We start from the raw sequence: 20,608 nt of genomic DNA on the forward strand, positions 1-20,608 counted from the left end.
ACGGCTCGTGAAGATACTGCTCGACGACACGGAGATGGACGCTCAACTCGGGCGGACGATGATCGCCGTCTCGGCCCATGCCGCCGATCTCGGGGAGGTCATGACGACGGCGGGCCGGGTGGTCGACGGCGACTACGACTCCTGGTATTCGGAATGGTCGGCGACCGCCGAGGTCGCCCAGACCCTGGCCGAGGACGCGCTGCGCGGCGGACACGTCGTGACGGCCCGCAAGGCCTTCCTGCGCGCGTCCGAATACTGGCGGCAGTCGTTCTTCTTCATCCGCCACGACATCGAGGACGAACGCCTTCAGCGTGCGTGGCAACGGCACCGCCTCACGTTCCGCGCGGCGCTGCCACTGCTCGACTGCCACACCACGACCGTGGAGATCCCGTACGACGGTGTCTCGATGACCGGGTACCTGTTCCGGCCCGCGGACGCCGACACCCCGCGGCCGACGATTCTGGCGCCGTGCGGGTTCGACTCGACCGCCGAGTCGGGCTACGTGTCCACCGGCTACATGGCCCTCCCGCGCGGGTACAACTTCTTCGTCTTCGAGGGTCCGGGCCAGGGGGGCACCCTCTACGAGCATCGACGCACGTTCCGCCCGGACTACGAGGTGCCGTTCGCGGAGGCGTTCCGCTGGCTCCTGCAGCAGGACGGCGTCCATCCGCACGCGATCATCGTGATGGGCCGGTCCTTCGGCGGGTATCTCGGGCCACGGGCGACGGCGTTCGAGTCGAGGGTGGCCGCCCTGGTGGCCGACCCAGGGCAGTACGACTTCGCCTCTCGCATCGGCGCCTTCGCCAAGACACTGGGCTACGACGACGCCGAGGACTTCCTGGCGCGACTGCTCGCCCATGACCCCGGGCTCGACGCCGAGCTCGAGAAGGCGGTCGACGGCCCGCGCAACGTCGAGTGGTTCGGCGCGCGGATGGCGGCGATGGGGACGGCCACCGTGGGCGACTTCCTTCGCAAGCAGTTGACGTTCACGCTGGAGGACGTCGCAGGCAACATTCGGTGCCCGACGTTGCTCACCGAGGGTGAGGGCGACTTCGCGGCGCAGGGCGAGCTGCTGTTCGAGAAGTTGAGGTGTGAGCGGCGCCTGACCACCTTCAGCGAAGCCGAGGGTGCGGGTGGGCATTGTGAGGGGTTGGGCAGCACCCTGTTCGAGGGCTATGCCTTCGACTGGGTGGACCGCATTCTCGGGCGTGCCCAGGCCCCCGCCACGCAAACGTAGTCAGGCGTCCCGTTCGAGGTCGTCCCACAACGCCATCAGGCGGTCGAGGATCTCCTCGGCGTAGCCGAGACCGGCGAGGTGACTCTCACCCGGCAGCGTGTACAGCTCGGCGTCGGGCAGCAGCGCCACCACGTGCTCGCCGTGTGCGAAGGGGATGATGTGGTCCTTGTCGCCGTGCCACCAGCGCACCGGCACCTTGACCTCGTCGAGGCGAAAGCCCCAGTCCCTGGCGAAGACGACGACGTCGGCGAACGGCGCCGCCATCTGCTTGCGGCTTCCGTTGAGCAGGTCGTCGAGGAACATCGCCTTGAACTCCGGCCGGGCCAGCAGTTGGCGGTCACCGATGGGCGACACCCGTCCGTAGACGTCGATGGCTCGGTCGGCGAAGGGCTTCGCCAGCCTGAGCAGGCTGACGGCTGTCAGCCGCAGCGGCAGTCCGATGAACGGCATGAGCGGCGCCATCGCCGAGCCGAGTGTCATCGCACCGCCCCCGATGCGTTCGGGGCCGACGGTCGGTGCGACGCCGCCGAGCACGCCGACCGCCACCACGCGGTCGGGCATCGCCGCCGCACAGGCCAGCGTGTAGGGCCCGCCACCGGACAGCCCGATGATCGCCATCTTCTCGATGCCGAGAACGTCGGCAATGGTCCGGAGGTCGTCGGCGAACGCCAGTACGTTCTCGTACTGGAACGGCGTCGACGACCCGATGCCGGGGCGGTCGACGCCGATGAGACGGATGCCATGGCGTTCGGCGTAGACCCGAGCCTCCACGGGAATCTGACGGCGGGCGCCCGGGGTTCCGTGCAACCAGAACACGGCGCGGCCGAGGGGATCGCCGAACTCGGCGAAGCCGATCTGACGGTCGTCCCCGACGGCGACGTTGCCCTCCAGCCGGGGTCGTGCGATGGGTGGAACCATCCGGAAAGTGTCGCATGCGGATTTCGTGGCCAGCCCGGGCTTGACGGCACCGATCGCCCCGTTTCCTGCGGGTAGGGCCACGGAGTGCGACAATCGTCGACGATGAATGCCGTGCGCGTGGTCGTCGCCGATGACGACGTCCTCCTTCGGGAGGGCTTGGCCAGCTTGTTGACCCGTTCGGGTTTCGACGTCGTCGGTCAGGCGGGCAACGCCGTCGAGCTGCTCGACATCGTCCGGGACCGCCAGCCGGGGTTGGTGCTCACCGACATCCGGATGCCGCCGTCGCATGACACCGAGGGTCTCGACGCCGCGAAGTCCATTCGGGAACAGTGGCCCGACATCGCCATTCTGGTGCTGTCCGCGCACGTCGACGTCGAACACGCGATGGAACTCCTGGCCGGGGGCCACTCGGTCGGGTACCTACTCAAGAGCCGCATCACCAACGTCGACGACTTCGTCGAGACCGCGGGCCGGATCGCGGCCGGTGCGTCGGTGATCGACCCCGCGCTGGTGCAGGAGCTGGTCTCGGCCCGTCGCCGCGACGATCCGCTGGACGCGCTGAGCACCCGCGAGCGCGAGGTCCTGACGCTGATGGCCGAGGGCCTGTCGAATTCGGGTATCGCCGGCCGGATCTGGGTGACCGAGGGCACCGTCGAGAAGCACGTCCGCAGCATCCTGACGAAGCTGAACCTTCCGGAGACTCACGACGAGCACCGTCGGGTCCGAGCGGTGATCATGTACCTCGACTCGCTGTGACGGCGAGTCAGCGCCCGACCATGGTCCTGATCGCCGTCGGCGACAGTGCGAACTTCGCCAGGAAGCCCAGCGCCGAACTCTCGGCGATCATCTCCGCGTAGTCCTGTTCGGAGTGCGTCGAGATGAGGATGACCGAGGGCGCGGGCCCGTCCGCGCCGTGAAGCCGCTCGACGACGTCGAATCCGCTTTCACCACCCAGTTCCACGTCGACCAGGGTGACGTCGGGATGGAGGTCGGCATATCGGGCCAGGGCCTCCTCACCCGTGCACGCCACACCCACCACGTCGATCCCCGCGCGCCCGAGCATGTCGGTGGCGGCGTCGCGGAAGTCGGCACTGTCGTCGACGATCAGACAACGCATTGCGAACCCCTGGAGAACATCATGAGACGAGCTTGTCAGGTCGTCACGGGGTCGGGCATTGCTGCTAGCCGGAAACATCGCTGTAAAGGCATTACCATCCGGTGCGATGACCGAGCGCGCGACGACTGCCGACGACCAGCAGGAAGGCTGGTTCGGCGTCCTGCGCCGTCGCCTCCTGACCACCTTTCTGCGCCCGACCGCGCGGCCGTTGGGGTGGGGCATCGTGGTCGCGACGGGGTTCATCGTGGCCGAGACGCTGGTGGTGGTCTACCTGACCAGGGTGGCCCCCGAGAACGCGTTCGGCGCGATCTTCCTGCTCGGGGTGCTCGTCGTCTCGGCGGGCTGGGGTTTCGGGTTGGCGATCACGACGTCGGTCGTCAGCACCCTGGTCTACCTGTCCTTCCACCTCGACGGCGTGACCGCCGCGTTGTCGGTCTTCCTGCCCGTTGCGTTGCTGGCAAACGTGTTGGCGGGGCAGGCGCGCCTGCGCGCCATGGAAGCCGAGCAGCGCCGCCGCGAGGCCGCCGCCCTGGCCACGCAGCAGGAGGCATTGCGCCGGGTGGCGACCCTGGTGGCCCGCGGCGCCGAACCGGCCGTCGTGTACCCGGTGACGGTCACCGAGTTGGCGCGTGGCCTCGACGTCGACCACGTGACGCTCGTTCGCTTCGACGCCGACGACTCCTGCACCGTGCTGGCGGCGCACGACCGGCCCGGCCGCGAAACCCTTCGGGTGGGGGAGCGACTCCCGATCGACGGTGACAGCATCACCGGTCGGATCCGGCAGACCGGCGGCACGGCGCGCGTCGACGACTACGCGGACCTGACGGGCGCGATCGCCGTCCGGATGCGTGGACTGGGTCTGGGCTCGGGAGCGGGCGCACCCGTCACCGTCGACGGCGCAGCGCGGGGCGCGCTGATGGTTGGTTCGGCGCAGGCCGGGCCCATGCCCGACGGTACCGAGCAACGGGTCTGCGACTTCGCCGACCTCGTCGCCACGGCGATCTCCAACGCCGAGACGCGGGCCGAGCTGAAGGCGTCGCGCGCCCGCGTCGTGGCGGCGGCCGACCAGGCCAGACGGGGGTTCGAGCGCGATCTGCACGACGGCGCCCAGCAGCGCATCGTGGCGTTGGGGCTGGGGCTGCGCACCATCGAGGCGTCGGTGTCCCCGGAGGACGTCACCGTCCGCAAACAGCTCGACAACGTGATCAACGGGTTGGCCGATCTGTACACCAACCTTCAGGAGCTTTCGCGGGGCATCCACCCGGCCATCCTGTCCAAGGGTGGGCTCGGTCCGGCGCTGCGGGCGCTCGGGCGCCGCTCGGTGGTTCCGGCCAGCGTGAAGGTCGACCTCGACCGCCGATTCCCTGAGCCCGTCGAGGTGGCCGCGTACTACGTGGTCGCCGAGGCCATGACGAACTCCGCCAAGCATGCTCAGGCCGCGGGCATCACCATCAGGGTGGGATTGGTCGACGACGCGTTGTGCATCGAGGTCAGCGACGACGGCGTCGGGGGAGCCACGTCCGACGGCGGTGGATCGGGCCTCATCGGTTTGCGCGACCGGGTCGAGGCGGTGTCCGGCCGGCTGGAGGTCTCCAGTCCGCTCGGTGAGGGCACGACCCTGACGGCGTCGATTCCCGTGGCAGTGCAGGAACCGGACCACCAACCGGAACGCGCCACGGCCAGTTAGCCGATCCAGCCGGCCGGTCGCCGGTCCGACCACGGCATCGCCGTCTCGAGCTGGGCGGCCAGCTGCAGCAGGACCGTTTCGTCGGGCGCCATCAGTTGGACGCCGATGGGCAGACCGCCCGACGTGACGCCGAGCGGAAGCGAGATGGCGGCCCAGCCGGTCACGTTGGCCATCGTCGTCCAGCCCGTCGTGGCGAACTCGACGTCGAAGAACGCCCTGGTGGTTCCCCGCGGCTGGTTGAGCAGCCCGTACGGAGGCGGGGGAGTCAGCAGCGTCGGCACGAGCAGCACGTCGTGGCCCGTCATCCCCTCGGCGAAGCGACGCGTCTGCGCGTGCACGGCGCCGACGGCCTCGGCATACGCCACGCCCGTCGTGGCGAACCCCTCGCGCATCATCACCCAACTGCTGGGTTCGAAGTCGTCCTCCTCGGGTTCGCGGCCGAGTACCTGCCTGCCGAACGCGTGCAACTGCGCGTTGCTGACGGTGTGCAGAACGGCGATCGCATCGGCGACCGCGTCGGGATCGAACGTCGGGGCTCCGACGTCCAGATGGTGACCGAGGTCGGCGAGCGTCCGGGCGACGGACTCCACTGCGGCGACGACGTCGGGGTGGGTCGGGGGCCCGGGGAACGGCGACTCGGTGGTGGTCAGGACCCGGACTCCCGTCGGCTGCCGGGTGATCGCGGTCAGGAAGTCGGTGTCGGGAGGAGGCGCGGTGTACGGATCGCCGGTCGCGGACCCGGTGATCACGTCGAGGAGCGCGGCGCTGTCGCGGACGGTGCGCGTCAGGGCGTGGCCGTTGACCAGACCCTCCATCCCCTGGCCGCCGTCCGGTGCGAACGAACTGCGGCCGCGACGTGGCTTGAGGCCCACCAGCCCGCAGCACGACGCGGGCACCCGGATGGAGCCGGTGCCGTCGCCGCCGGAGGCCGCGGGCACGACGCCTGCCGCGACGGCAGCCGCCGACCCGCCGCTCGACCCGCCGGGAGTGACGTCCGGCGACCACGGATTCACCGTGGGCCCGAACACGACCGGCTCGGTGGTGCAGTGGTTGCCCCACTCCGGGGTGTTGGTCTTGCCGAACACCACCAGGCCGGCGCTCAAATACCGGTCGACGACCCAGGACGACTCGGTCGGGACGTAGCCTCTCAGTGCCCGCGAACCCATCACCTCGGGCGCACCCGCGAGGGACGCCCCAAGATCCTTGAGCAGGAAGGGAACCCCCGCCAGCGGCCCCGCCTCACCGGTGCGAAGCGCGCCGGAGTCGTCGAGTGCGGCGGCCTGTTGGCGACCACGGTCGAAGAGGTCGGCGACGACGGCGTTGAGTCCGCGGGCGTCGTCGAGCCGGGTGATGGCGGCGTCGAGGAGCTCGACGGCCGTCAGTTCACCCGACCCGACGAGTTCCGCTTGACCGATCGCATCCACCGACGCCAGCTGACGAGCCTGTTGCGTGTCCATTGGCTCGGATCCTCGACCCTGGCCTCGGTTTGGGCAACTCGGCGCTAGCTGGTCTCGTCGACCGTCTCGGCCTTCTTGTCCACGACGCGGGTCTTGTACAGGCTCGCGGCGGTGGTGATGACCAGCGTCACGATGATGACGCCGAGGCTGGCCAGCGTCGGGATCTCCGGCACCGGCACGTGCTCGCCCCCGTTGATGAAGGGAAGCTCGTTCTCGTGCAGTGCGTGTAGCACCAGCTTCACGCCGATGAAGGCCAGGATGAACGCCAGACCCTGGGACAGGTAGACCAGACGCTTGAGCATGTCGCCGAGCAGGAAGTACAGCTGGCGCAGACCCATCAGGGCGAACACGTTCGCGGTGAACACGATGTAGGGCTCCTTGGTGAGCCCATAGATGGCCGGAATCGAGTCCAGCGCGAACAGCAGGTCGGTGGTGCCGAGGGCGACGATCACGAGGAACATCGGCGTCATCAGACGCTTGCCGTCCTCCTTGATCCACAGCTTCAGACCGTCCCACTTGTCGGTCAGGGTGAGGTGCCTGCGGGCGAACTTGACCACGCTGTTCTCCGCGTCGTCGTCGTGGTCGGTGTCACGGACCAGCGTGACCGCGGTGTAGACCAGGAACGCGCCGAAGACGTAGAAGATCCAGGAGAACTGGTTGATCGCCACCGCGCCGATGGCGATGAAGATGCCGCGGAAGATCAGCGCCAGGATGATGCCGATCAGCAGCGCCTCCTGCTGATACTTCCTCGGCACCTTGAAGCTCGCCATGATGATCAGGAAGATGAACAGGTTGTCGATGGAGAGGCTGTACTCGGTGAGCCAGCCCGCAAAGAACTCGACGCCGAACTGCGTGCCGTGGAAGTACGTGACCCACACGCCGAACGCGACGGCCAGGCCCACGTAGAAGGTCAGCGCGATCGCGCATTCCTTGAACGTCGGCTCGTGGGGCCGACGGGCGATGAAGATGATGTCGAACAGTAGGACCGCCAGGGTCACGCCCAGCGTGACGATCCATTCGATGTTGGTGACTTCCATGGCTGAGGCTGCCTCCGGACGTAGTTCTACGGCCGAGGTCTCTGCCACCGCACACCAGGTGCGATCTACGGCACCGGCTGCCCAACTGTGGACAACGTGATGACGACACCGTAGCGAAGGAATACTCCCCTCACCGACAAGTGTGTCAGACGACTGCCGCGACGGGAAATCAACCGCGCCCGGTGCGCTGCGCCGACGTGGCGGGCGCGGGGTCCGCGCGGATCGACGCGTTGGTGATCCCGAGGGCGACCAAGACGTCGCCGGCGGTGACGAAGAGCCCGGCCCAGTACAGCCACTTGGTGTCCGGTTCGGGTGGCACGCAGAAGAAGACGATCAGGAAGATCGGGCCGACGATGCCGCAGAGGAAGACGAAGGCCTGGATCTTGAGGTAGCGGATGAACGTCTCCATCTGGCGGTCTCCCTTCCCGCGCCGCACCGGCGCGCATTCTGCCGCGCGCGTGCCTCGGCTGGCCCTACATTGAGCTCGTGATTCTGGACTTGCTCAGCCCCGGTGTCGAGATCGGCGTCGTCACCACCAACGTCGAGGCGATGGTCGAATTCTACGAAGGGTTCCTCGGCCTCGAACTGCAAGGCGAGATCGACTTCGCCGACGGGACGCAGCGGCGCTACCCCCTCGGCGGCAGCGTCCTCAAGCTCGTCACCTACACCACGCCACCACCGTTGCCTGCCGCCGCGGGCGGTGGTCGGGCGCAGGCTGGGCTCAGGTACTTCACCGTCGGCGTGCGGAACCTGCGTGACCTCGCCGCAAAGGTCGAGGCCGCCGGGTACGAAATCACCGAGGGCCCAACCGAATTCGCCCCGGTTCCCGGGATGGGCTGGATGTTCGTCGCCGACCCGGACGGCAACTCCATCGAATTCTTCGGAACGCTCTAAGCGTCAGGCGGGCACCACGACGATCAGCTCGTTGCCCGTGCGCTCGACGCGCATGCCCGCCCGGCGGGCCAGCGTCGCCACCGCCGCCGCGTCACCCGGCTCGGCCCGGCTCGAGGCCAGCACCCGGGCCAACCTGCCCTTGTGCGCCTTGTTGAAGTGGCTGACGACGGTGCGCCGCCCGTCGGCGTGCTCGGCGACCACGTCCACGTCCACCGCACCCGACAACCTGCCGAGCGCCGCGTAGCTTCCCGACCTCAGGTCGACGACCAACTCGTCCTGCGCCAGGCCCGCCAAGACCGGTTCCAGCACGGGCCGCCACCTGGCCGCCAGCGTCCCGCCGCCGGGCAGCTTCGATCCTGCCGACAGCCGGTAGGCGGGGACGGCGTCGTCGGCCCGCAGGAGGCCGAACAGTGCCGAGCCGACCGCGAGCCGGGAGCGTGCGCGGGAAGCTGCTGCGCCACTGAGTGATTCGACGTCGAGGGCGTCGTAGAGCACGCCGGTGTACCGCTCGATGGCGGGCATGGTCGGTGCGTCGCGCAGGGCGGCGTTTCGGTCGAGCTCGCCGTCCTGGGACGCCGACAGCCCGAGTGCCCGACGGGCCGCGGGCCGGTCGGCGGCCAGGTCGACCAGTTCGTCGACCAACGCGCCGCGCACCGAGCCCAACTCGGGGGAACTGAGGGAGTCCAGGCGCAGCGGCGGACCGTCGCCCCCGCCCCGCTTGGTCTCCGACGGCGGCAGCAGCACGATCACGGCGACGAGACTAGCCGTATGCCAGCAGCAGCGGGACACGCTGTTCGGCGGTGGTGAGCGAGCCGTGATGCCCGACGAGCCCGGCCTCGACGGGCTCCGCCGTGCGTCGCACCATCACCGCGCTGTCCCGCCCCGCGGCGACCACGTCGCCGATGCGCCCGCGCACGCGATCCGCGACGCGTTCGCCGAACCAGCCCGCGTCGATCGCCTCGTCACGCGACACCACCCAGGCCCGGTCGCCGAGCGTCTCCCGCCACGCCGCCAGCACCGCGTCGGCCGCGCCGTCGTCGGTGTAGACGTGCCGGGCGCGGGCCTCGCCGCCGACGGCGGTGACCCCGTCGAGGAGGGCGGCGTCGTCGTCGACGTCCACGCGGTCGGCGTCGCCGACGGCGACCATGCCGTGATCCGCGACGACGGCCAGCAATCCGCCCGGCGGCAGGCTCTCCACGACCGATTCGACCAATCGGTCGACCTGACGCAACTGCATTCGCCAGGCCGCAGAGCCCGGCCCGTGCAGATGGCCGATGAGGTCGAGGTCGCCGTGGTAGCCGTAGCAGAAGCCGCGGTCCGCGACGGCGCGCTGCACCCCGGCGGCGAGGTCGCCGAGGCCGTGTACGCCGACGTAGCGCCCGCCCCGCAGCACCGCGCGGGTGAGTCCGGAACCGGCGAACTGCGCGTTGGACACCACGCTCACCGCGAACCCGGACGCCGCGGCGTGCTCGAAGGTCGTCGGGAGTGGTTGCACCTGCTCGGGCGGCTGCGCGTCGAGGAGATCCTCGCCCCCCGGGTGCCTGCGCCACTGCAGGGCGTTGACCACACCCGCGTCGCCCAGCCGAAAGGTGTAGCCGACCATGCCGTGTTCGCCACTGCGGCATCCCGTGCCGACCGCCGCCAGTCCGGCCGCGGTCGTCGACGGGAAGCCGACGCTCAGCGCACGCCCGCGGAGCCCGGCCAGCACGGGGGCGTCGGCGGCGTAGGTGTCGAGCAACTCGGCGCCGAGCCCGTCGACCAGCAACACGCAGGCACCGGACAGTTCCTCGCGCAGCGGAATTCGGCGCTCGAAGTCGGGTGCGCCCAGGGCGGAGAGCACCGAGGGGACGACGTCGGCGAGGTGGGGGAGGTCGGGGTCGGGGCGTGGCAGGTCCACGACGTCAGAGCCTGCCACAGGCGCCGCCGCAGGCGTCCCCGTCGGCGACGAATACGCTCACCCCATGCGTCAGGGGGTCAGCGGTTCGGTGGCGACGGCCGTCGGACTGAGCGCACTGCTGATGAGTTGCGGCACGCAACCCGAGACGGCCGCCCCGCCGCCCGGGCCAGCCGTCGCCGTAGCCGTCGAACCGCTGACCATCGGGGCCGCCGCCGAGGACACGACGGGGGGATCGATTCCCGACGGCCAGCTGGTCTCACCGTTCGACGTGAAGAATCCGGCGGTCGGCTTCCTGGAGCCTGCGGTGCTCGCGGCGATTCAGAATGCCGCCACCGCCGCGGCCGCCGAGGGCGTCGACGTGCAGCTCACCTCGGGGTGGCGCTCCAAGGGCTTCCAGCAGCGCCTGTTCGACCAGGCCGTGACCACCTACGGCAACACCGACCTGGCAGCGCAGTTCGTGGCGTCGCCGGAGACGTCGATGCACGTGTTCGGCAAGGCGGTCGACGTCGGGCCCGTGGTCGCGGACCAGTGGATGATCGCCAACGGCTCGCGGTTCGGGCTGTGCCAGATCTACGCCAACGAGATTTGGCACTTCGAGCTTGCCGTGGACGCTGCCGGCAACTGCCCGCCGTTGCGGCCCAACGCCGCCGGGTAGCTAGCCGGCGACGATCGAGTCGCCTTGCACGGTGACGGCCTTTGCCTCGAGTGGCTTCTTCGCGGGGCCCTGGGCGACCGTGCCGTCGAGGTTGAACTCACTGTGATGGCAGGGACAGACGATCTTGCCGTCGGCGATCTTGTTAACGTTGCAGCCGGCGTGCGGGCACACCGGCGAGAACCCCTTGAAGACTCCCGTCGTCGGCTGGGTGATCACGACGTCGTCGACGATGATCCCGGAGCCGACAGGTACGTCCGCCGTCTTGGCGAGGGCGCCGCCACCCGGCGTACCCGTCGGCGCGGCCGCCGAGGAGGTCGATTCGGCGGCGGCCGGCTTGTCGCCGGAACTACAGGCCGCGGCGGCAGTGGCCAACGCACCTAGGCCGGCGCCGACGATGACGGTTCGGCGCGGTGGCCGAAGTCGATCGAGCATGGTGAGGGTTCCTCCAGGGAAGTCGTGGGCCCTGCGGGGCTGCGCGGGGTCTGCCACGAATTGTGGCCTCCCTGCCTGGCAACCGAACGCGGAACCGAAAAGTGGCCTGGTGTCAGGAACTGCACAGCGTTGCGAACATGCCACCGCGGAGGCGGCGCTGTTACCCTGCCAAGAGCCGACAGCAGGCCCCGACCGCGCGGCAGCTGACGCAACGGCGCGGAATCACACGCGAACCGACCGGCTCGAATCACGGAAAGAGTGTTGTGCGCACCGGAGAGATCAAGGCCCTGTCCGGCCTGCGCATCGTGGCTGCCCTGTGGGTGGTGATGTTCCACTTCCGGCCCCTGCTGCAGATGGCGTCACCACCGCTCTACGACTCGCTCAAGCCGATCCTCGACTGTGGTGCGCAAGGTGTCGACCTCTTCTTCATCCTCAGTGGCTTCGTCCTGACGTGGAACTACCTGGAGCGGATGGGTGACCGGTGGTCGACGAGGGCCACCCTGCACTTCCTGTGGCTGCGGCTGGCCAGGGTCTGGCCGCTGTACCTGGTGACCATGCACCTCGCGGCGCTGTGGATCATCTTCACCCTCAACTACGGGGACTTCCCGTCGCCGGAGGCGGGTTCGCTGAACGCGATCAGCTACCTACGCCAGTTGGGGATGGTGCAGCTGTGGTTCCAGCCGTTCTTCGACTTCTCGAGCTGGGACGGCCCGGCCTGGTCCATCAGCGCCGAGTGGTTGGCGTACCTGCTGTTCGGGTTGCTCATCCTGGTGATCCACCGCGTGGACCGCGCGACGGGGGCGCGGGGTCTGCTGCTGCTGTCCTTCGCGGCCACCCTGCCTCCGCTGATTCTCCTGGTGGGCTCCGGCGGCCAGTTCTACACCCCGTGGAGCTGGTTGCCCCGCATCGTCCTGCAGTTCACCGCCGGCGCGCTGGCCTGCGCCGCGGTGCGGAAGATGAGGCCCTCCGACCGCACCCGGGCCGCCGTCGGCGTGGTCTCGGTGGTCTTGCTCGGCGTCATCGTCGGCGCCTTGTACTGGTTCGACGGTCATCCGCTGCCGACCATCCGCGACGACTTCGGCCTGGTCGACGTGCTGTTCATGCCCCTGGTCGTGGCGTTGGCCCTCGGGTCGGGCACCTTGCCCGCGCTGCTGTCCACCAGGGTGATGGTCTACGGCGGACAAGTCTCCTTCGGGCTGTACATGGTCCACGAGATCGTCCACACCGCCTGGCTGTGGATCATGGCCCAGTACCAGATCCCCATGGTGCCGAGCATCGGCGCGAAGCTGATCTTCGCCGCGCTCATCCTGGTGTCCCTGCTCCTGGGGGTGCTGCTGTTCCACTTCGTCGAGGAACCCGCGCGAATGTGGATGCGCCGCATGGTCGGCGAGCGCAGGCCGCCGGTCGACCTGGAGCACACCCCGCAGTCCGAGGTGCCCGAGCCCTCCGAGCCCCATCAGATTCGGGGCCCGCTCGAGGACCGGCCCAAGAAACTTCGAGTCCAGGCGGGTTGATGCACGACTTCGGTAGCCGTTTCGCCACGTTCGTCCTCTCGCTGACCCTGGTGGTCGGGGTGGTGCTGAACGGGCCCTCAGTTCGCGCGACGCCCTATGAGGCCACGACCGCGGGTACGCCCGTGATGCGGGTCGCGGTCGTCGGCGATTCGTACACCAATGGCACCGCGATCGGCGGTCAGGGCCCGAACGCGTGGCCCGTGCTCGCCTGGAAGACGTTGGCGCGCCGGGGCATGCAGGTCAACGCCGACGTCGCGGCCGAGGGCCGGGCCGGGTACGGCGTCCGTGGCGATCAGGGCAACCTCTTCGTCGACCTGACCCCGAGAGCCGTCAAGCCCGACGACTCGGTCGTCGTGTTCTACGGCTCCCGCAACGACCAGGGTGTCGATCCCAATGCGCTCAACGGGCAGGTCTTCAGCTCGCTCTCCCTGGCCCGCAGCATCGCGCCGACCGCGCGGCTGCTGGTGATCGGACCGCCGTGGCCGACGGCGGACGTGCCGCCCGCGGTGCTACAGATCCGCGACATCCTGTCGTTCCAGTCGATGCTGGCGGGGGCGACGTTCGTCGACCCGATCGCCGAGCGGTGGTTCGTCGACCGGCCGGACCTCATCGGACCCGACGGCGTGCATCCCACCAACGCCGGGCACGCCTACATGGCGGACAAGATCGCGCCCCTGATCGGCGACCAGCTGCCCCGCCGGGTCTGACTACTTGGTGCCGAAGATGCGGTCACCGGCGTCTCCGAGCCCCGGCAGGATGTACCCGTGCTCGTCGAGTTGGCGGTCGACGGCGGCGGTGTAGATCGGGACGTCGGGATGGGCCTGCTGCATGGCCGCCACCCCCTCCGGGCACGTCAGCAGGCAGACGAACTTGATCGACTTGGGGCCGCATTCCTTGAGCCGGTCCACCGCGGCGATCGCCGAATTGCCGGTGGCCAGCATGGGGTCGACGACCACCACGTCGCGCTCGTCGAGGTCGCCGGGCATCTTGAAGTAGTACTCGACCGCCACCAGTGTCTTGGGGTCGCGGTACAGGCCGATGTGGCCCACCCGTGCGCCGGGGACGACGCTCAGCATGCCGTCGAGGATGCCGGTGCCTGCCCGCAGGATCGAGACGAAGACCAGTTTCTTGCCGTCGATGACCCGGCCGGTCATGGTCTCCAGCGGCGTCTCGATCTCGACGTCGTGCAGCGGAACGTCACGCAACACCTCGTAGGCCACCAGTGCGGCGATTTCGTTGACGAGTTGTCGAAAGGTCTTGGTGGACGCCTCCTTTCGGCGCAACAAGGTCAACTTGTGCTGTACCAGCGGGTGGTCGACCAGATGTAGCGATCCCATGTCATCCTCCTAGAAGACGGTGCCGTCGCTGACGACCACCAACGGAGGCAGCCCGCCGCGGAGGCGCTGCGCCAGCACCCGACCCGCGGCCCACGTGCCGCCCTCCAACACGCAGGCCAACGGCATCTGGGCCGCGTCCACGCCGAGCTCGGCGCGCACCAGCGGAGCCAGCTCGTCGAGCAGCGCCACCGTCAACGCCCGCCATTCGACCACCAGTTCGGCGTCGACGGCCCACGCGGTCCTCAGCCAGCCGGGGTCGCGTAGCCGGAGCACGCCGGCGTCGAGCAGCAGACCACCGTTGCGGTACTCGGGGAGCGCGGTCAACTCCTCGAGCCCGACGACCTGGACGCCCGCCCAGGCGAACGGCTCGAGCAGCGAGTAGGTCAACCACTGCGACAGTTTGTGAAAGGGCATCCACCCCTGGGTCAGGCCGGGTCCCGCCACGGCCGGGTGCCGCCAGCAGTCACCTAGCCGTTGATCACCGATGGCGTTGTCCGCCAGCCAGATTCCCGACAGTGACAGCAGCAACTGCGACAGGATGTCGTGCGCGGCGATCGTCGCCGGACCGTGCTGGGGCAGCAGCCGGTCGAACAACCCGCCGGGCCGGCCGAGCGGGCCGAAGGTCTCGGGCTGCCCGGTCAGGGCCTGCCCCAGGCGGTGCAGGAGCGCCACCCGACCGTCGACGCCGACCAGCGGGTTGTCCGGGGTGATCTGGAACGCCTCGGCCAGGCGCGCCGGCGTCAGGCTGAGCAGTCCGGTCGCGTCGACCCGCAGCGGGACGCCGGGGTCGGAGGAGAAGACGCCGTCGGCGAACGCGTCGAACGACGCGACGCCGAGCCCCTCGGAGCGGTCGAATCGCAGTCCGCTGGCCGCCTCGTCGTAGTGCCAATCCGGTCCCGCACCGGCGTCGAGCAGCACGCTGACCACGGCGAGGTCGATCATGGCGCGGGCCCGCCCGGCCGGATCGAGGGCCGCGAGCCGCGCGTCGAGTTCGGCCTTGCGGTGGACCCCACCGGCTTCGAAGTGTCGCCACCGACTGTGGAACGGAATGTCCAAGTCGGGGTAGCGGTCTCGCGTCACGGCCACCACGTCGGCCACCGCCGCGGGCACCGACCCGTCGTCGACGACGAACCAGGTGGACTCGCCGGCGCGCGCCCGGTGCAGCAGAGCGGTGGCGCGGTCTCGGACGGCAGCGGTGGTGCGCAGCAACGCCGCCGCACCGTCGGCCTCGCCGGCACTCATCCGTTCAACCCGCGGCCCTTCGTGTTCCGGAGCTCCTCGGCGCCCGGCACCGGACCCGGGGTGAAGTAGCCCGCGGCGACCTTGGCGTCGATCTCGACGCGGGCGTCGGCTGGTACCAGGTCCTCCGGGATGTTCACTCGCTCGCCCACCTCGATGCCTGAGCCGGTGATCGCGTCGTACTTCATGTTGCTCATCGAGACCAGCCGGTGGATCTTGCGGACGCCCAGCCAATGCAGGACGTCGGGCATGAGTTCCTGGAAGCGCATGTCCTGCACTCCCGCAACGCATTCCGTGCGGGCGAAGTACTGGTCGGCGGTGTCGCCGCCCACCTGCCGCTTGCGTGCGTTGTAGACCAGGAACTTGGTGACCTCCCCGAGCGCGCGGCCCTCCTTGCGGGAGTAGGAGACCAGTCCCACGCCGCCGCGCTGGGCGCCGAGGATGCACTCCTCGATGGCATGGGTGAGATACGGCCGGCACGTACAGATGTCGGAGCCGAAGACGTCCGAGCCGTTGCACTCGTCGTGCACCCGAGCGGTCAGCTCGACCGACGGATCGGCCAGATCGTGCGTGGCACCGAAGACGTAGACGGTCTGCCCGCCGATCGGGGGAAGGAACACCTCGAGGTCGGACCGGGTCACCAGCTCCGGGTACATCCCGCCGGTCTCCTCGAACAGGGCTCTGCGCAAATCGGTTTCGGAGCAGTCAAACCGTTGCGCCACCCCGGGCAGATACCAGACCGGTTCGATCGCGGCCTTGGTGACCAACGCGGCTCCGCTGGGGAGCAGCACGCGACCGTCGGGGACGAGCCGACCCTTCTGCACGGCGTCGACGACCTCGGGCAGGATGACGTGCGCCTTGGTGACGGCGATCGACGGGCGCATGTCGTGACCGGCCGCCAGTTCGTCGGCGAACACGTCGGCGACCATCGCCCCCCACGGGTCCAGGCTGACGATCTTGCCCGGTTCGCTCCACTGCGGATGAGGGCCGATGACGTCGGTGGGTGAGGTGTTGGTGAGGTCGGCCTTGTGCTCTCGCGACAGCGCTCCGGCCGCGACGGCCAGCGCCCGGTACACGCCGTAGGAACCACTGTGGGTGCCGATCACGTTGCGGTGCGCGCGCTTGGTGGTGGTGCCGATGACGGGTCCGCGTTCGGTCGCCGTCGGGGCGTCCCACCTGATGGGCAGGGCACCCACCCCACCGCTGTGCGAGGTCAGTCGGATGTGCGCGACCATGCTCGCTCCTCGGGGGTCGAACGTCCGGCGTCGGGCCGGTGGAATGCGCCAGCATAGCGACTCGCCGCACGCCACGCCGGACGCCGAGTGCTACGGGCCGAACGTGGTCAGGCAGAAGGGATGGCCGGCCGGGTCGAGGAACACCAGCCACAGGTCGGGCGCGGGCTGATGCTCGGCGAGCCGGGCGCCGACGGCCTGTGCGCGTGCGGCGGCGGCGTCGAGATCGCGCACCGAGACGTCGAAGTGCATCTGCTGGCCCTGCCCGGGTTCTGGCCAGGTCGGCGGCGCGTAGTCGTCGACCTTCATCATCGCCAGGGTGTGGGTTCCGTCGGAGATGGCGACGACCCGGCCGTCGGGTGATTCGACGATCCGCGTCATGCCGAACAGTTCGGCGTAGAAGTCCGCGAGCGCGCCGGGGTCCGGGCAGTCGACGGACACCGATCCGATGCGCAGAGCGGGTGAGTCGGGGGTCACGTCCGAGGTCATGCCGGTGACCCTGCCACGTCCGTCCGACGGTGCACCGACACCGCGTAGTCGCCACCCTCGTAGGGCTCGCGGTCCCACGTCGCAAACCGGGCCACGGACTCCAATCCGGCGCCGGCGGCGACATGGTCGTACTCCGCGAGCGGCAGCCGACCGGGTCGAATCGAGAAGCCGGCGACCAGAAGTCCGCCGGGGGCGAGCCGGTCGGCCAGCTCGCCCATGACCCTGTCCTCGGTCCCCGGGGCGAGAAAGATCATCACGTTGCCCGCGAGAAGGACGACGTCGAACGTCTCGGTCGAGTGCGCCCCGAGGTCCGCCAGGTCGGCGTGAATCCAGGTGAGGTCGGGGGCCTTGGTGCGCGCGGTGGCGAGCATGTCGGGGTCGGCGTCGACCCCGACCACCGAGAGCCCGCGACGGGCCAACTCGATTGCGACGCGGCCGGTGCCACACCCCGCGTCGAGGACCCGGCGCCCGCCCGCTTGCCCCAGCACACTCTCGACGAAGTCCGCCTCGCCGTGAATGCTCTCGCCCGACTCGGCGAGCTTCGCCCACCGCTGGTCATAGCTGTCGCCGCGCGGCGCGTTCGAGTCCTGCCATCGGGTGCCCATGCCGCCATTGTCACGCAAGAACACCCCGCGGGCCGAAGCCGGTTCGCGGGGTGTTCCTGGGGCTGCAGAGTGGCTTAGACGAGGTCGTACCGGTCGAGGTCCATGACCTTGGCCCAGGCGGCGACGAAGTCGGTGACGAACTTCTCCTTGGCGTCGTCGCTGGCGTATACCTCGGCGACCGCGCGCAATTCGGAGTTCGACCCGAACACGAGGTCGGCCCGGGTGCCGGTGTACCTCACGCTGCCCGACGCGTTGGTGCCCTCGAAGGTGTCCGACGAGTCGTCGGTCGCCGTCCAGGAGACGTCGATGTCGAGCAGGTTGGTGAAGAAGTCGTTCGTCAACGTGCCCACCCGGTCGGTGAAGACGCCGTGCTTCGAGCCGTCCCAGTTCGCTCCGAGGACGCGCAGGCCGCCGACGAGGACCGTCAGCTCCGGCGCGGTCAGGGTGAGCAGGTTGGCGCGGTCGACCAGCAGGTACTCCAAGGGGAGATTGCCCTTGCCGAGGTAGTTGCGGAACCCGTCGGTCTTCGGCTCGAGGTAGGCGAAGGACTCCTCGTCCGTCCACTCCTGGGTGGCGTCACCGCGACCCGGGGTGAACGGCACCGAGATGGAGACCCCGCCGTCGGCCGCGGCCTTCTCGACTGCCGCGACGCCGCCGAGCACGACGAGGTCGGCGAACGACACCTTGTCGGCGCCGAAGGAGGCCTGGATGCCCTCCAGCGTGCGGATCACCTGGGCGAGCTCGTCTGGGTTGTTGACCTCCCACGACGACTGCGGCTGCAGCCGGATGCGGCCGCCGTTGGCTCCGCCGCGCTTGTCGCTGCCGCGGAACGTCGACGCGGACGCCCACGCGGTCGACACCAGTTGCGAGACGGTCAGTCCCGACGCCAGGATGTCCCCCTTGAGCGTGGCGACGTCCTCGGTCGAGAGCTGGCTCTGGCCGGTCGGGACCGGGTCCTGCCAGTCGAGGGTCTCCGACGGAACCTCGGGGCCGAGGTAGCGCTGGATGGGTCCCATGTCGCGGTGCGTCAGCTTGAACCAGGCGCGGGCGAACGCGTCGGCGAACTGGTCGGGGTTTTCGTGGAAGCGCTTGGAGATCGGACCGTAGATCGGGTCCATGCGCAACGCGAGGTCGGTGGTGAGCATCGTCGGCTTGCGCTTCTCCGACGTCGCCTCCGGACCGGGCACGTACGCCGACTCGGGGGCATCCTTGGCCACCCACTGATTGGCGCCGGCGGGGCTCTTCTCCAGTTCCCACTCGAAGCCGAACAGGTTGTCGAAGAAGAGGTTGGTCCACTCGGTCGGCTTCTGGGTCCAGATGACCTCGAGACCCGAGGTGATCACGTTGGCGCCCTTGCCGTTGCCCAACGACTGCTTCCAGCCGAGGCCCTGCTCTTCGAGCGGCGCGCCTTCCGGCTCGGCTCCGACGTAGGCATCGGGATCGCCGGCGCCGTGCGTCTTGCCGAAGGTGTGGCCACCGGCGATCAGCGCCACGGTCTCCTCGTCGTTCATCGCCATCCGGCCGAAGGTCTCGCGGATGTCCACCGCGGCGGCCAGCGGATCCGGATGTCCGTTGGGGCCTTCGGGATTGACGTAGATCAGTCCCATTTGCACGGCACCGAGCGGGTCTTCGAGGTCGCGCTTGCCGGTGTAGCGGGCGTCGCCGAGCCACTCGGTCTCAGGGCCCCAGTAGACGTCGTCCTCGGGCTCCCACACGTCGGCTCGGCCGCCGGCGTAGCCGAAGGTCTCGAAGCCCATGGACTCCAGTGCGACGTTGCCGGTGAGCACCAGCAGATCGGCCCAGGACAGGCTCTTGCCGTACTTCTTCTTGACGGGCCAGAGCAGCCGGCGCGCCTTGTCCAGGTTGCCGTTGTCGGGCCAGCTGTTCAGGGGGGCGAAGCGCTGCTGGCCGGCGCCTGCGCCGCCGCGGCCGTCGCTGACGCGGTAGGTGCCGGCGCTGTGCCACGCCATCCGGATCATGAGCGGCCCGTAGTGCCCGAAGTCGGCGGGCCACCAGTCCTGCGAGGTGGTGAGGACGGCTTCGATGTCGCTCTTCACCGCCGCGAGGTCCAGGGCGCCGAACGCTGCGGCGTAGTCGAACGTGCCACCGAACGGGTCGACCTCGACCGGGTTCTTGGCCAAGATCTTGAGGTTGAGCTTCTTGGGCCACCAACTCTCGTTGGTCCTGCCGCTCTCGGTGGGGTAGGGAGCGCGCATGGGGCACTGGCCCTCGATGCTCGACTCGTTCATTTCTCCGACTTCGGCGTTCGGAGTCTTGCCTTCGGGCACGGGGTTCCCCTTCGTTTGGGACAGCGATGACGTGGAACGGGTCAAACTGTTGGTGCGGTGGAGCATTCGGGACACAGTCCCCAATAGACGACCTCGGCCTCGTCGACGGAGAAGCCCTCGAGAGTGCCGCTGCGGTCGGACGGGGTCAGACAGGGAGCGTCACCGACGGCGCAGTCGACGTCGGCGATGACGCCGCACGACCGACACACGACATGGTGATGGTTGTCGCCGACCCGGGACTCGTAGCGGGCAACGGAACCGGATGGCTGAATCCGGCGCACCAATCCCGCGGTGGTCAGGGCCGCCAACACGTCGTACGCGGTCTGGCGAGAGACCTCGGGCAGACCGTTGCGAACGGAGTCGAAGATCGTCTCCGTGTCGGCGTGCGGGTGTTGGCCCACCGCCCCGAGTACCGCGACACGAGGCCGGGTTACGCGGAGGCCAGCCTGGCGTAGCTGTTCCGGGTAGTTCGGCGACGGTGTCACGCGGACCACTATGCCCGTCTTTTCTGGAATCGGTCAAGAAATGGCCAAAGACGCGCCGGGACGTTTCGGCGATTGCCTCGTCGGCGGC

At 69.2% G+C, this 20,608-nt stretch carries 22 protein-coding genes; 7 read left to right on the forward strand and 15 right to left on the reverse strand.

Going from position 1 to position 20,608, the window contains the following annotated elements; translation table 11 throughout:
- Positions 1-7 precede the first annotated feature (7 nt).
- Positions 8-1,237, forward strand: a complete 1,230-nt coding sequence (locus H7J06_RS19045; protein ID WP_264040588.1) for an alpha/beta hydrolase family protein — start codon at positions 8-10, stop codon at positions 1,235-1,237.
- Here H7J06_RS19045 and H7J06_RS19050 read toward each other — a convergent pair whose 3' ends face one another.
- Positions 1,238-2,155: an alpha/beta fold hydrolase gene (locus H7J06_RS19050; protein WP_264040589.1), complete on the reverse strand. Its 918-nt coding sequence runs from the start codon at positions 2,153-2,155 to the stop codon at positions 1,238-1,240. It abuts the gene before it with no gap.
- Positions 2,156-2,257: 102 nt separating this feature from the next.
- Between H7J06_RS19050 and H7J06_RS19055 the strand changes: the two genes are divergently transcribed.
- Positions 2,258-2,911, forward strand: a complete 654-nt coding sequence (locus H7J06_RS19055) for a response regulator (protein ID WP_264040590.1) — start codon at positions 2,258-2,260, stop codon at positions 2,909-2,911.
- A 7-nt stretch (positions 2,912-2,918) separates the two neighbouring features.
- Here H7J06_RS19055 and H7J06_RS19060 read toward each other — a convergent pair whose 3' ends face one another.
- Positions 2,919-3,272, reverse strand: coding sequence for a response regulator transcription factor (locus tag H7J06_RS19060; RefSeq protein ID WP_264040591.1), 354 nt, complete (start codon positions 3,270-3,272; stop codon positions 2,919-2,921).
- 106 nt (positions 3,273-3,378) lie between these two features.
- Between H7J06_RS19060 and H7J06_RS19065 the strand changes: the two genes are divergently transcribed.
- Positions 3,379-4,959 carry a sensor histidine kinase gene (locus H7J06_RS19065; protein ID WP_264040592.1) on the forward strand — a complete coding sequence of 527 codons (1,581 nt, stop codon included), beginning with the start codon at positions 3,379-3,381 and terminating at the stop codon, positions 4,957-4,959.
- Here the strand turns inward: H7J06_RS19065 and H7J06_RS19070 are convergent.
- The 3 genes from H7J06_RS19070 to H7J06_RS19080 all read right to left on the reverse strand — a co-directional run bounded on the left by H7J06_RS19070 (position 4,956) and on the right by H7J06_RS19080 (position 7,862).
- Positions 4,956-6,416 (reverse strand): amidase, encoded by a 1,461-nt coding sequence (locus tag H7J06_RS19070; protein WP_264040593.1) that lies wholly within the window; start codon positions 6,414-6,416, stop codon positions 4,956-4,958. The two genes, H7J06_RS19065 and H7J06_RS19070, sit on opposite strands and share 4 nt — an antisense overlap.
- Before the next feature lie 44 nt (positions 6,417-6,460).
- Positions 6,461-7,453: a TerC family protein gene (locus H7J06_RS19075; protein WP_264040595.1), complete on the reverse strand. Its 993-nt coding sequence runs from the start codon at positions 7,451-7,453 to the stop codon at positions 6,461-6,463.
- A 169-nt stretch (positions 7,454-7,622) separates the two neighbouring features.
- The gene (locus H7J06_RS19080) at positions 7,623-7,862 is read right to left on the reverse strand and encodes a hypothetical protein (RefSeq protein ID WP_264040596.1); all 240 of its coding nucleotides are present in this window, start codon (positions 7,860-7,862) and stop codon (positions 7,623-7,625) included.
- Between the two features lie 77 nt (positions 7,863-7,939).
- On the opposite strand from H7J06_RS19080, the gene H7J06_RS19085 reads away from it, so the two are divergent.
- A complete protein-coding gene (locus tag H7J06_RS19085) occupies positions 7,940-8,347 on the forward strand; it encodes a VOC family protein (protein WP_264040597.1) in 408 nt (135 codons plus the stop codon).
- Between the two features lie 3 nt (positions 8,348-8,350).
- Here the strand turns inward: H7J06_RS19085 and yaaA are convergent, their stop codons facing one another.
- The gene (gene yaaA, locus H7J06_RS19090; protein ID WP_264040598.1) at positions 8,351-9,097 is read right to left on the reverse strand and encodes a peroxide stress protein YaaA; all 747 of its coding nucleotides are present in this window, start codon (positions 9,095-9,097) and stop codon (positions 8,351-8,353) included.
- A 10-nt stretch (positions 9,098-9,107) separates the two neighbouring features.
- Positions 9,108-10,244, reverse strand: coding sequence for an alkaline phosphatase family protein (locus H7J06_RS19095; RefSeq protein WP_264040599.1), 1,137 nt, complete (start codon positions 10,242-10,244; stop codon positions 9,108-9,110).
- A gap of 64 nt (positions 10,245-10,308) precedes the next feature.
- Here H7J06_RS19095 and H7J06_RS19100 point away from each other — a divergent pair, with 64 nt between their 5' ends.
- Positions 10,309-10,899, forward strand: coding sequence for a M15 family metallopeptidase (locus tag H7J06_RS19100; RefSeq protein ID WP_264040600.1), 591 nt, complete (start codon positions 10,309-10,311; stop codon positions 10,897-10,899).
- Here H7J06_RS19100 and H7J06_RS19105 read toward each other — a convergent pair whose 3' ends face one another.
- Complete coding sequence (locus H7J06_RS19105; RefSeq protein WP_264040860.1) at positions 10,900-11,331, reverse strand: Rieske (2Fe-2S) protein; 432 nt, start codon at positions 11,329-11,331, stop codon at positions 10,900-10,902.
- A 263-nt stretch (positions 11,332-11,594) separates the two neighbouring features.
- Between H7J06_RS19105 and H7J06_RS19110 the strand changes: the two genes are divergently transcribed.
- On the forward strand, positions 11,595-12,845 hold the full coding sequence (locus tag H7J06_RS19110) for an acyltransferase family protein (RefSeq protein ID WP_264040601.1): 1,251 nt from the start codon (positions 11,595-11,597) through the stop codon (positions 12,843-12,845).
- Positions 12,845-13,552, forward strand: a complete 708-nt coding sequence (locus H7J06_RS19115; RefSeq protein ID WP_264040602.1) for an Rv0518 family GDSL lipase — start codon at positions 12,845-12,847, stop codon at positions 13,550-13,552. Before H7J06_RS19110 ends, H7J06_RS19115 begins: the two co-directional genes overlap by 1 nt.
- On the opposite strand, the gene upp is transcribed toward H7J06_RS19115, so the two are convergent.
- The 7 genes from upp to H7J06_RS19150 form a co-directional block, all read right to left on the reverse strand.
- Positions 13,553-14,182 carry a uracil phosphoribosyltransferase gene (gene upp / locus H7J06_RS19120; RefSeq protein ID WP_264040603.1) on the reverse strand — a complete coding sequence of 210 codons (630 nt, stop codon included), beginning with the start codon at positions 14,180-14,182 and terminating at the stop codon, positions 13,553-13,555.
- Positions 14,183-14,191: 9 nt separating this feature from the next.
- A complete protein-coding gene (locus H7J06_RS19125; RefSeq protein ID WP_264040605.1) occupies positions 14,192-15,424 on the reverse strand; it encodes a URC4/urg3 family protein in 1,233 nt (410 codons plus the stop codon).
- Positions 15,421-16,656 carry a GTP cyclohydrolase II gene (locus H7J06_RS19130; RefSeq protein WP_264040606.1) on the reverse strand — a complete coding sequence of 412 codons (1,236 nt, stop codon included), beginning with the start codon at positions 16,654-16,656 and terminating at the stop codon, positions 15,421-15,423. Before H7J06_RS19130 ends, H7J06_RS19125 begins: the two co-directional genes overlap by 4 nt.
- A gap of 90 nt (positions 16,657-16,746) precedes the next feature.
- A complete protein-coding gene (locus H7J06_RS19135) occupies positions 16,747-17,142 on the reverse strand; it encodes a VOC family protein (protein WP_264040607.1) in 396 nt (131 codons plus the stop codon).
- Positions 17,139-17,747, reverse strand: coding sequence for a class I SAM-dependent DNA methyltransferase (locus tag H7J06_RS19140; RefSeq protein ID WP_264040608.1), 609 nt, complete (start codon positions 17,745-17,747; stop codon positions 17,139-17,141). Before H7J06_RS19140 ends, H7J06_RS19135 begins: the two co-directional genes overlap by 4 nt.
- Before the next feature lie 74 nt (positions 17,748-17,821).
- On the reverse strand, positions 17,822-19,996 hold the full coding sequence (katG, locus tag H7J06_RS19145; protein ID WP_372515362.1) for a catalase/peroxidase HPI: 2,175 nt from the start codon (positions 19,994-19,996) through the stop codon (positions 17,822-17,824).
- An 80-nt stretch (positions 19,997-20,076) separates the two neighbouring features.
- Positions 20,077-20,520 carry a Fur family transcriptional regulator gene (locus H7J06_RS19150; protein ID WP_264040609.1) on the reverse strand — a complete coding sequence of 148 codons (444 nt, stop codon included), beginning with the start codon at positions 20,518-20,520 and terminating at the stop codon, positions 20,077-20,079.
- Between the last annotated feature and the right edge of the window lie 88 nt (positions 20,521-20,608).

The sequence above is a fragment of the Mycolicibacterium hodleri genome, from assembly GCF_025822245.1.
GTDB classification, from domain to species: domain Bacteria; phylum Actinomycetota; class Actinomycetes; order Mycobacteriales; family Mycobacteriaceae; genus Mycobacterium; species Mycobacterium hodleri.